The following is a 14190-nucleotide window of genomic DNA, read 5'->3' as shown; positions in this document are numbered from 1 at the left end:
GTATGCGGCAATGGTTAAGATGAATAATGTATATAATACCATGAAGCAGGTGTTAAGAACCTCTTCAATTTTACCTATACATTAAATTAATAGTGACATTTAGAACATTCCAGACCACCAATGTTCGCTACTTTAAGCGGCTCCTTGCTTTCCTTACGGTGCAGAGCTACTAGCTTATCGTAGTACGCGTTGTCTTTGGTATTAACTTCAGTCCGGCGGTGACAGTCGATACACCAGCCCATCGTTAACGATGAACGTTGTTCAACCACTTCCATTTTTTCAATTTCACCGTGACAAGTCTGGCACGCCACGTTACCCACATTTACGTGTTGAGCGTGATTGAAGTAAGCCAAGTCAGGTAAGTTATGAACCCGTACCCACTCGATGGGTTGATTATTTTCAATAGCCGTATATATCTTCTGAATCTCTGGCGACTCTTTCTTGATGACACCATGGCAATTCATACAGATGTTAGCAGCTGGAATTGTAGCGCTTTTACCTTTCTGAGCACCTGTGTGACAATAATTGCAGTCGATCTTATACTGACCAGCATGCAATTTGTGTGAATAGGCAATAGGTTGTTTTGGCGCATAGCCTTGTTGGATACCAACGCCATAAGCTCCATCGATAGTTGCTTTCGTCGCTACCAGCAGGAACAGCCAAATTACGATTGACCGAAGTGTTGGATTGTTAACGGCACTCGACAGGTTTGATTTCAAACGCTGGCTAAACGAAGAAGCAGCGATTGTACCATCTGCAGTAGGTGTTACAGCTTTCGACAGCAACGTTACAATGGCAAGTAAAACGCCAAGTACCAAAACCATAACAATAAGAAGGGCAACCAGAACGATTGTGAACAGTTCTGAAGGACCGCCTGTTGAAGCTGCGGGAGCAGTTGTAACGTCTCCACCACCAGCAGGTGCAGTAGCAACTACAGGTTTGCCAGCCTGATCAATATAGGCTAGAATGCCATCAATGTCAGCATCCGATAAACTCGGGAAACTTGACATCTGCACTTTGCCATTGGCATTGAACACCTGGTTTGCATACGCATCACCAGTAGCAATCACCGCCGATGAGTTTCTGATCCATTTATGCAGCCAGTCTTTACTTGGGGCGCGGCTTTCAATCCCTTTTAAGCCAGGACCAACCACTTTTTCGTCTGTTACCGCGTGGCACTGTGCACAGTTATTGGTAAACAGAGACTTTCCCTTTTCGGCATCCCCACCACCCGTAGGGGCAGCTGCTGCTGCGGCTGGAGCACCACCGGCTGCCGCATCCTGCGCTTTCACTTGACTGTTGGAAACCAACAATGTCAGTGATAGAATGATAGCCACGCAAAGCTTATAGAAGCGACTCATTTTATGAACTGTATTTTTTGAGTTGATTGACATAATCACCACCGCCATTTTATTAGCGCCCAAAAGTACGACACGATTGCTGTATAGGCAATAATTGCTCTTTAGTTATTTCAACGCCCATTTTATTTATATTGTTTCTAATTAACGAGGTCGATACCCGTCTGTTTTGGCCGTCAAAATTTCCCTTTTTAACAAATAAAAATGCCATTTGACTAAATCCTTTTAGAGAAAGTTAGTCAAATGGCATTTCACAATCACTTGGTGAGGTTCCGAGCGGATTCGAACCGCTGTACGAGGTTTTGCAGACCACTGCCTAGCCACTCGGCCACGGAACCCTGTAAATTCCCGAATACATGATAGGTCGCTTAATCGGGAGTGCAAACATACGATTTTTATCCTGTAAAGGAAACGTTAAGGTCAAAAAAATGCCCCTGAGCTAAAAAGTTCAGGGGCATTTCAATCGTTAGAACCTGTGAACTAGCTTAGTTCCGGCCTTCCAGTTGTTCTTTCAGAGCAGCCAGAGCATCCAGATCACCTAGTGTAGCGCCACGGTCAGCCTGAGCTGGAGCCGAAGCAGCTTTTGGTGAAGCAGCCTTAGGCGCTTTTACTTCTTTCACGGGTTCGTTTTTCTCCTGCCACGTTTTTGTGTGCGACAGCATAATACGCTTCTCTTCTTTCGAGAATTCCGTTACTTTGAAATCAAGTGATTCGCCAACCTCAGCGAAGGTACCGTCTTCTTTACCCAGATTCTTGAGCGACGAGAAGCCTTCGATACCATATGGTAGTTCGAGAGTAGCCATCTTGTCGTTCTTGTTCAGAATCGTGCAACGATGAATGGTGCCAACAGCAAATACAGTTTCAAACGTATCCCATGGGTTCTCTTCGAGTTGTTTGTGACCTAGAGCCAGACGACGGTTGTCGACGTCCAGTTCAAGTACAATCACTTCGAGTTCGTCGCCAACTTTAATGAAGTCCGAAGGATGTTTCACCTTTTTCGTCCATGACAGGTCAGATACGTGTACGAGTCCGTCGATACCTTCTTCCAGTTCAAGGAACAGGCCGAAGTTTGTCAGGTTACGCACCAATCCTTTATGTTTCGTTCCAACGGCGTATTTAGCACGCAGTTCAGGACGAGTCCAGGGATCTTCGGTCAGTTGTTTGATACCCAACGACATTTTACGGTCGTTACGATCCAGTGTCAGCACTTGTGCTTCTACTTCATCACCAACTTTCAGGAATTCCTGTGGGTTACGCAGATGCTGAGACCATGACATTTCTGACACGTGGATCAGTCCTTCTACGCCCGGCTGGATTTCGAGGAACGCACCGTAATCGGCTACGTTCACGATTTTGCCTTTCACTTTCGAGCCAACCTGAATGTCTTCGGCCAGAGCATCCCAAGGGTGAGCCTGGAGTTGCTTCATACCCAGCGAAATACGCTTCTTGTCTTCGTCGAAGTCGAGTACAACCACGTTGACCTTCTGGTCGAGGTGCAGTACTTCTGATGGGTGGCTGATACGACCCCACGAAATATCCGTGATGTGCAACAGACCATCGACACCACCAAGGTCGATGAATACACCGAAGTTGGTCATGTTTTTGATAACACCTTCCAATACCTGACCTTTTTCGAGGTTGTTCAGGATTTGTGCACGTTGTGCTTCGAGATCTTTTTCAATCAGGACTTTATGCGATACAACGACGTTGTCATTTGCATAGTTAATCTTGACGACTTTAACCTCCATTTTCTTGCCAACGAATACATCGAAGTCGCGAATTGGTTTCACGTCGATTTGCGAACCTGGTAAGAACGCTTCGATGCTGAAAATATCAACAATCAGTCCACCCTTAGTCCGGCGTTTAACGAAACCATCAATAACGAGGTCTTCGTCCAGAGCACGCTGGATTTTCTGCCATGCCGTAATTACTTTCGCTTTTTTGCGCGACAGTACTAACTGGCCATTCGGATCTTCCTGATTTTCTACGTAAACTTCAATTTCATCACCCATCTTCAGGTCCGGCATATCCCGGAATTCAGAAGCTGGCACTAAGCCATCCGACTTGAAGCCGATGTTGAGTAGTACTTCCCGGTCTGTTATCCCAACGACGGTTCCCATTACCACTTCTTTCTCTTTAACTTCCGACAGAGTGTTGTCGTAAAGTTCCAACATCCGGTTGTGTTCTTCAACCGAATAGCCGCTTCCAAACCCTTTGTTGTCTGACCGGTCCCAATCAAATGCCGGCAGTTCGCGTTGCTGCGTTTTGCTCATAAAAAAATGTTTCCTGACCCGCTCAGTACATCAGTCCGTGGGTCAATGGGGGCTGACTTTAGTTGTGAAATTTTTCCTTTTGAAAAAGGACTGCAAAGATAGCAATTGCTTTCCGAAAAAAGTTTCTAAAAGATCAAAAGTCTTTGAGAGAGAGGGCAGAATGTTAAACGTGCAGTGGGTGGAATGAGTGTAGCATGTTCGTTATGACATACTACACTCATTCCACCCACTGCACGTTCAACCTTTTAACTAACTTCCTTACTTAAATGCTTTTTCCTTCTTAGCTAGAAATGGCATCCAGCTTTGCTCAAGAGAGCCCGAAAATTCACGCAGGAAGACCAGAAATGTGGGTTTAAATGGCTTTTGCCGCAACTTGAGGTTAGCTTCTTCTGGCGTATAATCGCCTTTGCGCGAATTGCAACGCTTGCAGGCAGTAGCTAAGTTATCCCAACTTGTTTTGCCACCCCGTGACTTCGGCATTACATGGTCGAGGGTTAAATCCTCCGTTGTGCCACAGTATTGACAATGATGCCCGTCGCGTTTAAAGATGTTCTGTCGGGTAAGCATGACCCCTTTGTAGGGTAAACTTATGTACCGGTGAAGGCGAATGACCGATGGCATCGGGTACTCTGCCGAGACAGTTCGAAGCATGAACTGTTCTGATTCGGCAACAAGTTCAGCTTTATCTAAATAAACCAGCAAAAATGCTTTGGGAACGGAGCAGATGCTGAAGGCACTGTAATCTTGATTTAAGACTAATACTTTCCTACCCATATCGCGTTTAGAGCCTCTGTACGGTAGCAAGTTACAGAGTTATCCACATATCGGCAATACTTATGAAAAATTTAACAGGTAAGAAAAAATAAAAGTAAAATAAAGATAATACACTACCCTGCATGGAGTTGACATATTACTCTACAAAAGTTCTTTTTTTTTGTATTTGTGCTAATTAATATCGTTCGCGCTGCATTTCCCGCTCAACGTCACGCTCTTTAATACTATCTCGTTTATCGAATAATTTTTTACCCTTTGCCAGCGCAATATCGATTTTAGCGAAGCCCCGTTCGCTGGTAAACATACGGACAGGAACGATGGTCAATCCCTGATCTTTCAATTTTTCTGAAAGCCGTCTGATTTCCCGTTTTGCCAGTAAAAGCTTTCTGTCGCGTAAGGGTTCGTGGTTGTAGTGTGTTCCCTCGGTGTAAGTCGAGATGCTCATTTGACGAATAAAGAGCTCATCATTGTGAATCAGGCAATACGCATCCTGCAAATTTACCTTCCCCTGTCGAACAGATTTTATTTCGGTACCTGTCAAGACAATACCAGCGGTATAGGTTTCCAGAAACGAATACTCGAACGAAGCCCGTCGATTGCGGATATCAACTTGTTTAACAATTGAAGCAGATGCCATGTGTGGGTATGTCTGATATAGGCTGTAAGATATATGATATATAATCCATATCTAACAAACTAAAAAATGGATTAATAGGGCTGAAAAAGTAAGTCGGCAAGAGCAAGAACACCCGAAAAGGAATAGAGGTTTACATGAGCCATAGAAATTGACCGACTTGAGAAGCGTATTCCACTAAATATGAAAACAAATCCGGCTATTAAACGACGTTCTCTTTTCGTTTAATAGCCGGATTTTTGCTCACTCGCTTTGGAGCGACTGAAATTATTTTTTCTCTTGTTTGGCTTTGTACTCTTTGTTCAGTCCAGCCAGAATACGACTGGTTTGATCGCCCGATTGATCGGCGAACAGAATGCCGCCACCTTTAGTATAGCCCAATACGAATTCATATTTGTTCTGGGCGTTCTCTTTCTTCAGATAGTCGTAAATCTGGTCGTAGAGTTGTTTGTTTTTTGTTTGTTCTTCAGCAGCCAGACTCTGGGCAGCCCGTTCGCGGTAGGCCAGAATGTCCTGTTGCTCCTTTTGCAGCGACGCTTCGGTAGCACGACCTTGTTCCTGGGTCATGGTAGCAGCCCGTTGCTGAAAGAATGTCACTTTGTTTTGCAGATTACGACCTTTGGCCGCTAAATCGTTTTCTAACTGAAACCGCTTGCTTTCAAGGACTTTCTGAGTGTCTTTGAAATAATCGTATTTGGTTAGCAGTGAATCGACATTTACGTAGACAATAGCCTTACCTTTTACGTCGGTAGTGGTAGTTTTAACATCCGAAACAGCCTCGGGCTGGTGATCTTTAAAATGCAGGTAGTACAATATAGCTACGGCAATTGTCAGGATGACATTTAGAATTAATGAGGCATTCTTCACAGGAAACGAATCAGTTAGTTATCAGTTTATACCACAAAGGTAGGGGATTTATCGAATTATGAGTCAGCCCTTCAGGCTGTACGCTTTTGCGGCTGATTTCCGGTAGCTTGCCTGACAAAGTAACCGGACAAGCCAGCAAGTCCACCTACCAGACCACCAACGATGGCTGTCACGAGTTCAGGAAGAACAGCGCTGTTCGTTTTGAAGAGCAGTTCGCTCATCCGCCCCATAAAAACTCCATCGGTACGTGAATGAAGGAAAATGGCATAAATCAGCCAGACTAAAGCCACCCCATAAAACCCGGCAAAAAACGACTGTCCTGCCCGTGAGCTACGCCAGAAACAAATAACGAAAGCTACGATGGCCAGACTCCACCAGGGCAAAACGAGTTGGGCTAACAAGCTGAGAATCGCAATCAGAATAATTTCAATCATCGTGTCTAATACAGCCGTAAAGCCGCTTTTATACTGTTATACCTACAGCTTCCTATCAGAAACCGACCAGCGAGGTTATTTCAATGTGAGTCTTCGCTTGATGCGTGCATTTTTGTCCTGCGGTGTTTGCAAAAACAGCAGTTCATTAAGCTGACCGGTACGCCAGGTTTCAAGCATGTTCAAATAATAAGGACTACCCGGATTACCCGACTGCCCGCCAGGGTATACACCGTAGGCTTTAGGTGTTGGTCCCAATGCCACGACCATTCGCCACGATGGGCCGGTACGCTCGGTCGTGGCGTTAACAATACCCGCCCCACCCCCAATTTGAACGTTTAGCGCACTGAGCGCATCCAGACGGGCCAAATGACCAATTTTGGTCGCTTTGTGGCTCCCCCATTGCCAGGCAGTTCCTATTGGTCCGTGCTGCCGGGTTAACGAATCAACCGCCGATTGAAAACTTTGCGTCAATACGCTGCCAATCGTCTCATGAGCGGGCGTCGTTACATCATCGAACCAGTTCGCGTTTGGCTCTTTTTCGGACAGTTGAAGGGTCCGGTCAAAACTTGGGTAACGCAGCGTAGTTGTATCGTTGCTCGGAAAATCATCTTTCCAGACACCATCCATGTACTGACGCATCCATTCTGTAAAAATGGTGGGTGCGGTTTCGGCTACATCATGGTTGTACCGCCATTTCTTCATGATACCCAACGCCTTTGCCTGCTCGCCCGATAAGCCTTTCTCCTGTATGTAAGGTAAAAAGACAGGAAGTGCATTAGCTGCCCGCAGATTCAGGTTGTCATTTTGTAACATGCGCAGACTATCAGGCGTAGCTTTTTGCATAGCCGTCAACCGTTGATTGATTCGGGTGCCCCGTTCAGCGGGGGCAAATTGCCAGTTGATATAATACGGATAGGTGGGATCGGTAGATGACTGGTTAGCTGAGCTAACAAAACCTCTGGGCGGATTTTTTACGTGCGGATTCTGTGCCGCCGGAATCCAGCCCTGCCAGTCGTGAGCGGGATTGGTACCGTCCAGCAGAAACTTACCCTGGTCTTTCCATTTAAGCGGGAAACGGCCGTTTGGCGAGATCGCAATGTCCTTGGCTACGTCAGCAAAAACGAAGTTCTGAGCCGGAGCCCCGTAAAAAGACAAGGCCTTGCGGTAATCGTCGTGGTTCTTGGCGCGATCCAGTAAATAGTATGTCAGGAAATCATTAGATGCTTCATGCGCAATCCAACGAGCGGCATAGCCCACCGGTACATTTTTGGCAAACGGTTTCTGGCCTACCTCATACATAATGGGTCCGTGATGCGTATAAAGCACGGTATCGACCACATCGGGCTTGCCTTTCACTTTAATGACTTCCAGCCGACGACTTACCGGTTTCCAGCGGTTGTCGTGCCAGTATTCTTGCTTAGAAGTATCTTTAAATCGAATCTGGTAGAAATCAAGCACATCAGCCCCAACGTTGGTAACACCCCAGGCGACCTGTTTATTAAAGCCAATAATAACCCCCGGCGAACCAGGCATCGAGGCTCCATATACGTTCATGGTTGGCGTGACCAGCTGAATCTGATACCAGATAGATGGCAAACTAAGCGTCAGGTGCGGGTCATTAGCCAGAATAGGATAGCCCGTTGCTGATTTCTGTGGACCAACCGCCCAGTTATTACTGCCAATGGCGGGGTCATGTTCCGGCCAGTTCATGGCCAGCGGCTTCGTGTCTGGAAAGACGTTGGCTGGAACAGTCGGGACTTTCACCGGAGAAAAATCCCACTTTGTTCCGGTCGGTATGATAGGGTCTTCACGAAATGGATAATCAGGAAAGAGATCGGATGTAACGGCAGGGCCAACCTTTTTCAGCACGTTGCTCATGTTCAGGTCGTCGGCTCCCAGTGCCAGAACGCCCGACATATATTTTAGAAAGTATGCACACTTGATGGGTTGCCAGGGTTCAGGCGCGTAACCCAGCAATTTGTACTCGAGCGGATAGTTGGCGGGAGACAGTTGCTTGATGTAGGCATTGATACCAGCGGTGTAAGCCTCGACCGATTCGCGGGATCGCGGATCTTTCATCATTTCTTTCACTGCCCGTTCGGCACCGAAGCCCATGCCAAGGTGTCGGTTGTAACGGTCCAATTCCAGTGCTTTATCGCCAACCAGTTCAGAAACCCGCCCGGCAGCAGCATGGGTCTGGAATTCCATTTGCCAAAGCCGGTCGCGGGCCGTAAGGTAGCCCTGCGCGAAATAAGCATCGGCGTCATTCTGGGCAAAAACGTGTGGAATGGCTAAGTCATCGAAGATAACCGTCACGGGGGCTTTGGTTCCGTTCAGCGTGATTTCTTCATCGGCATTGTTTACAGACTCAGCATTTTGCCAGAATCCAATAAAAGGACTTAATAATGGACCGAAGGCCGGAATGCTGCCCCACGAGCGATTTAACGCCCAAACAAGTACTAATGTAAATAGCGAAACAGCTATTGCCTTCGTATAACGCATGATGAGAACAAGCAACGGAAAAGATTATAAACCCACGTAATGCAAGTTTACTAAGGCATCCAGCAAATAAAAAGTATTATTTCCCTGTTTAGGACAATTCTTTTTTAAATTTGTCAATAACGGCGAATCGAATTTCATTTCGATTAAGATCGTTGGCTGGTTCTTGCGCAACGAACACCATGGAACTGACGGATAATGAATTAACACTTCGGTTAAAACAAAACGACGAAGTAGCGTTCGAAACCTTGTTTCGGCGGTATTACCATTATCTATATAGTATTGCCATTCAGTATGTAAAAGACCCGGCTCTAGCTGAAGATGCCCTCCAGGAAGTATACCTGAAATTGTGGACCTATCGAGCTCAGTTAGACGAATTGCAGTCGGTTAGAAATTACCTGGCAACCGCCATGCGGCACCAGGTCTTAAACAGCATTCGCGCTAACAAACGGACTATTCTACGGCATATGAGCCATCAGGTTACGCAAACAGAGACCGATACAACAACCGAAGAGACCCTCCTGTTGAACGAATATAGCTCTGTTCTTCAAGATGGCCTTCGTAAGCTTTCTGCCCAACGGCGATTGGTGTTTACGCTGCGATCTGAAGAGGGTTTATCGAATGAAGAGGTGGCATCAAAACTTCAGATTTCCATTAATACGGTCAAGGTACAATACTACCACGCCTGCCGATTTCTCCGTGACTACTTACGCCAGCACGCAGGTATAGAAGCTATGATTTTAATTGTCGCTACTTTTTGTAGTTAATCCTGAATTATTTTTCCGTTTCCAATAATACTTTCATCTACGGGTGGTGTATAGTAAGCAAAATGCTTTTCTATGCCCATCACGGAACAGTTACTCAAACGCTATTTTGATAATCAGGTTACGCCTGCCGAAGCCCGGCGGGTATTGGACTGGTTAACTACCGAAGATGGGCTGACATACCTGACCCATCGGCTCGATGCGCAGCTCGGCAAAGCCGATTGGCATGCCCCTCCCAATAGTTCGGCTCCCGACCCCGACCAACTGCTTTCGGCTATCCGTAAGCGTATGGAACCTCCCCTGCCCTTTATTGACGTCCCGGTTCGGCAAGCAAACTGGTATGCTCAGCCAATGCGCTGGGCCGCCGTCCTGATTGGGTTCGTTTTGTTAGCCGCAAGTGCTTTTTGGGGTTATCAGCAATTATATCCCAAAGATCTGGTCTATAGGACCGCTTTCGGCAAGATGGCTTCCCTAACCTTACCCGATGGTTCGACGGTGACGCTTAATGGCAATAGCCACCTTCGTTATGCTCCTCGTTGGGCTACCCATCAAACCCGTGAAGTCTGGATGGATGGCGAAGGGTTCTTTCGGGTAACGCACCAGCGTAATCACGAGCGCTTTGTGGTTCACTTACCCAATAAGCTCAATATCGAAGTGCTGGGTACTCAATTTAACGTGATGGCACGAGCAAACCGGGCAAAAGTGGTGCTGAACAATGGCAAAATACGGCTTGATGTGGGAGACCAGGCGAAACAAAAACTGGTTATGCAACCCGGCGATCTGTTTTATGCCGACGTAAAGGCGAAAGTGTACTACCGCAAACACGTTGACGCAGCGGCACAGTCGGCTTGGCAAACCGGTAAGCTAACGTTCGATGGCACAACGTTGCAGGAAGTTGCACAAATGCTGGAAGATACATACGGTGTAAAAGTGATTATCGCTGACCCTGATTTGCAGCGCCAAACACTATCCGGAACGATCCCAAACCAGTCCATGCAAACCATCCTAGACGGGCTGGCTACCTTATTTGACTTACATATTACTCAACAATCAAATCGAATCATCATTCAATAACTCAACCTCTTGGTAACCATGACGAAACAACTAATTGCGCTTGGAACGTTGCTGCTGGCGGGCATTTTACCCGTTCGAGGGCAGCTTATAGCCTCAAGCAACAAGCATTTTACCCATCAGAATCAGCCTGCTGATACACGTTTAATTACGCTGAAAAGTGCATTAGGTGAACTTGAACAATACTATAGTGTCTCGTTCATCTACCCAACCAATCTGGTTAATACGAAGGTGGTGATGGTTAACCAGCACAATCGAAATCTGGAAACAGAGCTGACTAACCTGTTGAGTGGGTCAAGCTTAACGTATCGGAAAGTACAGTCCAAATTCTACGCTATTGTATCGACGAAGGAAAAGAACACGCGGCTTTTTCGTAAAATCGAAAAGATCGAAACACAAGCTGCCACCGATCAGTCGACCGAATCCGTAAGCTTACCCAATCGAACCATCGACAAACTGGAACGAATTGGCTGGTCAATGACATCAACGCAGCCGCTGGCCGACATTAATGGCAGGGTGCTGGATAAAGCCGGACAGGGTATTCCGGGGGTTAGCGTGGTGGTAAAGGGTACTACACGCGGAACAACCACCAATGTAGCGGGCGAGTACAGTCTGAACGCACCAGACAACGCCGTACTGGTCTTTAGCTTTGTGGGATATGCCTCGCAGGAGGTAGCTGTGGCCAACCGCAGCCGGATTAATGTCACACTTCTCGACGATGTCAAATCCATTAGCGAAGTGGTTGTTGTAGGCTACGGCACGCAAAAACGGGCGTCTGTAACGGGGGCTATTTCGTCGGTATCAGCCCAGGAAGTAACACAATTGCCCGTACCGAGTGTCGAACAGGCCATTCAGGGGCGTGTGCCCGGTGTAACGGTAGTTAGTAATGGATCACCTGGCGAAACACCAATCGTACGAATTCGGGGAATTGGTTCGATCAACTATGCCGCTAACCCGCTTTATGTAATTGACGGTTTCCCCACGAGTGATCTGAACAACTTCGACACCCGTGATATTGAGTCTGTCGATGTTTTGAAAGACGCATCCTCGGCGGCTATTTACGGGTCACGGGCGGCCAATGGCGTTATCATCGTGACAACAAAAAAAGGAACCGGCGACGGCAAACTGCATGTCAGCTACGATGGCTACGTTGGTACGCAAAGTGCCTGGCGGCAGCTTGACCTGCTCAACCGCGACGAGTATATTCAATATGGAACAGCCCTGCGTACCAACGCTGGCCAGCCAATTCCAACACGCTTCGGCAACTTGAATCAACCTATCTACGCCGGATCAACCCAAACGTATGCACAAACAGATACCGACTGGCAAAAGGCCGTATTCAGGGCCGCTCCTATCACCCAGCACAGCGTGCAGTTGTCTGGCGGCAACGAGCGGTCGCGCTTCTATTCATCGGTCGGGTATTTCAATCAGCAAGGCATTATGCAAGGCACGGGTTATAAGCGGGGCAACTTCCGTATTAACTCCGACCATACCATTAGCAAGCGCTTTTCGTTCGGTCAAACGCTCACTATTTCGTACGATGATAAACTCAACGAAGTAAGCGCTGGTGGCCGGACACAGGTACAAAACATGATTCGCATGACGCCTTACATGCCCATCGAAGACCCTACGCTGCTAGGTGGCTATCGTGGCCCGGACGGCTCCGACGGTTCGGACCCACAAAACCCGGTACGTGCTGCATTACAGGATCAAAGCAACACGCAACGTATGAAAATTCTGGGCAGTGCCTATGTCGATGTAAAAATCATTGACGGGCTGACGTACCGGCTGCGGGGTGGTATCGACTATGTAACGGCCCGCACGTTTTCATTTTTGCCGATCTATAGCGAAAGTTTCAACGCCCGTGCGCTGGCCAGTCTTTCTGAAGACCGCTACTCGTATGCATCGCCCCTGATTTCGAACCAGTTGACCTACGAAAAAACCTTTGGGAAACATAGCCTCAATGTAGTGGCAGTGGCCGAACGGCAGGCGGGAAATACGCTTGAAATAATCGGTACGGGCCAGGCGGCATCAAACACCATCCGCGAGCTGAGCGCTGTCATTAGCACCAGTGCGGGCCTAACGGGGACACGCTCACAAAACGTTTTGCTCTCTTATCTGGGCAGGCTGAATTACGAATATGCGGGCAAGTACTTACTAGGCGCGTCGTTCCGGCGGGATGGTTCTTCCCGCTTTGCACCCGGCAACAAATGGGGTAATTTCCCATCGGTATCGGCGGGCTGGCGGATCAGCGAAGAGGCTTTCCTGAAGAATGTACCCGCTGTTTCGGAGTTGAAACTCCGTGCCAGCTACGGTACAATGGGCTTCAACGGCATTGGCGATTATTCGTGGCAGGTAGCAGTCTCCCAGAATACCAACGCTATCCTGGGTGGCGACCGGTCGCAGGGAACGTACTTCGACCGGCTGGGTAATACCGACCTGCGTTGGGAGGTCACCAAAATGAGTAATGTGGGATTGGATTTGGGATTGTTCAACAACAGCATTACCCTCTCGGCTGAAGTCTATCAGCGTAATACGGATGGACTGATTCTGAATCAGCCCATTGCGCCATCCATCGGCTACTCACAATCGCCCATTGTGAATGTGGGCAGCATGCGCAACAATGGCGTAGAAATGCAATTGGGGTATAATAAAACGAAAGGTGCTTTCCGCTTTAATGCGTCGGGTAACATTAGTTTTATTACAAACAAAGTGCTGAGTCTTGGGCCAACCGTTTCTCCCCTCCTCAACGGTGCCAATGCCGATTACGGCGGATTCGACATTACCCGCACCGAGGCTGGCCAGCCGATTCAATACTTCTATGGCTGGCGCGTGGCGGGTATTTTCCAGAATTCGGATGAGGTCAAATCGGCCCCTACACAGGACAATGCCAAACCCGGCGACCTTCGCTTTGTGGACACCGATGGCAATGGCAAGATTGACGCCAATGACCGGGTCAATCTGGGCAGCTTCCTGCCGAAATTCACGTACGGACTGAACCTATCTGCCAACTACCGGGGTTTCGACATGTCTCTGTTTTTTCAGGGTGTGCAGGGCAACAAAATTTATAACGGCGTGAAAGTAATTGAGCAGGGCATGTTACGGCTGTTCAACGCCGGAACGGATGTGCTACGTGCCTGGACACCGACCAATACCAACACCGATGTACCGCGCGCGGTCGATGGAGATCCCAACGGTAATTCGCGCACATCGGACCGGTTCATTGAAGATGGGTCTTATTTGCGGTTAAAAAACCTGAGCATCGGTTATTCTGTACCAGCGGGTGCGTTGCAGTCGTTCTCTCGCGGTACACTGAGCCGAGCGCGGGTTTATGTAGCCTCAACCAACCTGCTGACGTTTACGAAATATACAGGCTATGACCCCGAAGTTGGTTCGCGCACCAGCAACACCAACCCAACGCTGACAAATGGGATTGACTATGGCCAGTTCCCGCAGGCTCGCACATTCATGGTCGGGCTACAAATTGGTTTTTAAGAAACATTTATAAACAACGTC

General features: G+C 47.8%; 10 protein-coding genes and 1 tRNA gene. 3 read left to right on the top strand and 8 right to left on the bottom strand.

What is annotated here, in order from left to right; genetic code table 11:
• Positions 1-86 precede the first annotated feature (86 nt).
• From CWM47_RS15275 to CWM47_RS15240, 8 genes are all read right to left on the bottom strand, one after another.
• Positions 87-1394 carry a c-type cytochrome gene (locus CWM47_RS15275; protein ID WP_100993889.1) on the bottom strand — a complete coding sequence of 436 codons (1308 nt, stop codon included), beginning with the start codon at positions 1392-1394 and terminating at the stop codon, positions 87-89.
• A gap of 231 nt (positions 1395-1625) precedes the next feature.
• Positions 1626-1696 (bottom strand) — tRNA-Cys (locus CWM47_RS15270).
• Between the two features lie 147 nt (positions 1697-1843).
• Positions 1844-3631: a 30S ribosomal protein S1 gene (gene rpsA / locus CWM47_RS15265; RefSeq protein ID WP_100988958.1), complete on the bottom strand. Its 1788-nt coding sequence runs from the start codon at positions 3629-3631 to the stop codon at positions 1844-1846.
• A gap of 258 nt (positions 3632-3889) precedes the next feature.
• Complete coding sequence (locus CWM47_RS15260; RefSeq protein ID WP_100988956.1) at positions 3890-4405, bottom strand: HNH endonuclease; 516 nt, start codon at positions 4403-4405, stop codon at positions 3890-3892.
• Positions 4406-4580: 175 nt separating this feature from the next.
• Entirely contained in the window at positions 4581-5042 is a 462-nt protein-coding gene (smpB, locus tag CWM47_RS15255) for an SsrA-binding protein SmpB (protein WP_100988954.1), read from the bottom strand.
• Positions 5043-5306: 264 nt separating this feature from the next.
• Entirely contained in the window at positions 5307-5906 is a 600-nt protein-coding gene (locus CWM47_RS15250) for an OmpH family outer membrane protein (protein WP_100988952.1), read from the bottom strand.
• 71 nt (positions 5907-5977) lie between these two features.
• Positions 5978-6340 (bottom strand): hypothetical protein, encoded by a 363-nt coding sequence (locus tag CWM47_RS15245; protein ID WP_100988950.1) that lies wholly within the window; start codon positions 6338-6340, stop codon positions 5978-5980.
• A gap of 75 nt (positions 6341-6415) precedes the next feature.
• Positions 6416-8842, bottom strand: coding sequence for a penicillin acylase family protein (locus CWM47_RS15240; RefSeq protein WP_100993888.1), 2427 nt, complete (start codon positions 8840-8842; stop codon positions 6416-6418).
• 179 nt (positions 8843-9021) lie between these two features.
• On the opposite strand from CWM47_RS15240, the gene CWM47_RS15235 reads away from it, so the two are divergent.
• From CWM47_RS15235 to CWM47_RS15225, 3 genes are all read left to right on the top strand, one after another.
• A complete protein-coding gene (locus CWM47_RS15235; protein WP_100988948.1) occupies positions 9022-9606 on the top strand; it encodes an RNA polymerase sigma factor in 585 nt (194 codons plus the stop codon).
• 72 nt (positions 9607-9678) lie between these two features.
• Positions 9679-10677, top strand: coding sequence for a FecR family protein (locus tag CWM47_RS15230; RefSeq protein ID WP_100988946.1), 999 nt, complete (start codon positions 9679-9681; stop codon positions 10675-10677).
• Between the two features lie 18 nt (positions 10678-10695).
• Positions 10696-14169 carry a SusC/RagA family TonB-linked outer membrane protein gene (locus CWM47_RS15225; RefSeq protein WP_100988944.1) on the top strand — a complete coding sequence of 1158 codons (3474 nt, stop codon included), beginning with the start codon at positions 10696-10698 and terminating at the stop codon, positions 14167-14169.
• The last annotated feature ends 21 nt before the right edge of the window (positions 14170-14190 follow it).

Source organism: Spirosoma pollinicola, assembly GCF_002831565.1.
GTDB lineage: Bacteria > Bacteroidota > Bacteroidia > Cytophagales > Spirosomataceae > Spirosoma > Spirosoma pollinicola.
Note: the sequence above shows the minus strand (reverse complement) of the source record. Positions and strands in the feature narration are given on the sequence as shown.

What these genes read in the sequence shown, in the direction of transcription:
- CWM47_RS15275 (WP_100993889.1), bottom strand. Translation starts at nt 1,394, where the DNA reads ATGTCAATCAACTCAAAAAATACAGTTCATAAAATGAGTCGCTTCTAT.
- rpsA (WP_100988958.1), bottom strand. Translation starts at nt 3,631, where the DNA reads ATGAGCAAAACGCAGCAACGCGAACTGCCGGCATTTGATTGGGACCGG.
- CWM47_RS15260 (WP_100988956.1), bottom strand. Translation starts at nt 4,405, where the DNA reads ATGGGTAGGAAAGTATTAGTCTTAAATCAAGATTACAGTGCCTTCAGC.
- smpB (WP_100988954.1), bottom strand. Translation starts at nt 5,042, where the DNA reads ATGGCATCTGCTTCAATTGTTAAACAAGTTGATATCCGCAATCGACGG.
- CWM47_RS15245 (WP_100988950.1), bottom strand. Translation starts at nt 6,340, where the DNA reads ATGATTGAAATTATTCTGATTGCGATTCTCAGCTTGTTAGCCCAACTC.
- CWM47_RS15240 (WP_100993888.1), bottom strand. Translation starts at nt 8,842, where the DNA reads ATGCGTTATACGAAGGCAATAGCTGTTTCGCTATTTACATTAGTACTT.
- CWM47_RS15235 (WP_100988948.1), top strand. Translation starts at nt 9,022, where the DNA reads ATGGAACTGACGGATAATGAATTAACACTTCGGTTAAAACAAAACGAC.
- CWM47_RS15230 (WP_100988946.1), top strand. Translation starts at nt 9,679, where the DNA reads ATGCCCATCACGGAACAGTTACTCAAACGCTATTTTGATAATCAGGTT.
- CWM47_RS15225 (WP_100988944.1), top strand. Translation starts at nt 10,696, where the DNA reads ATGACGAAACAACTAATTGCGCTTGGAACGTTGCTGCTGGCGGGCATT.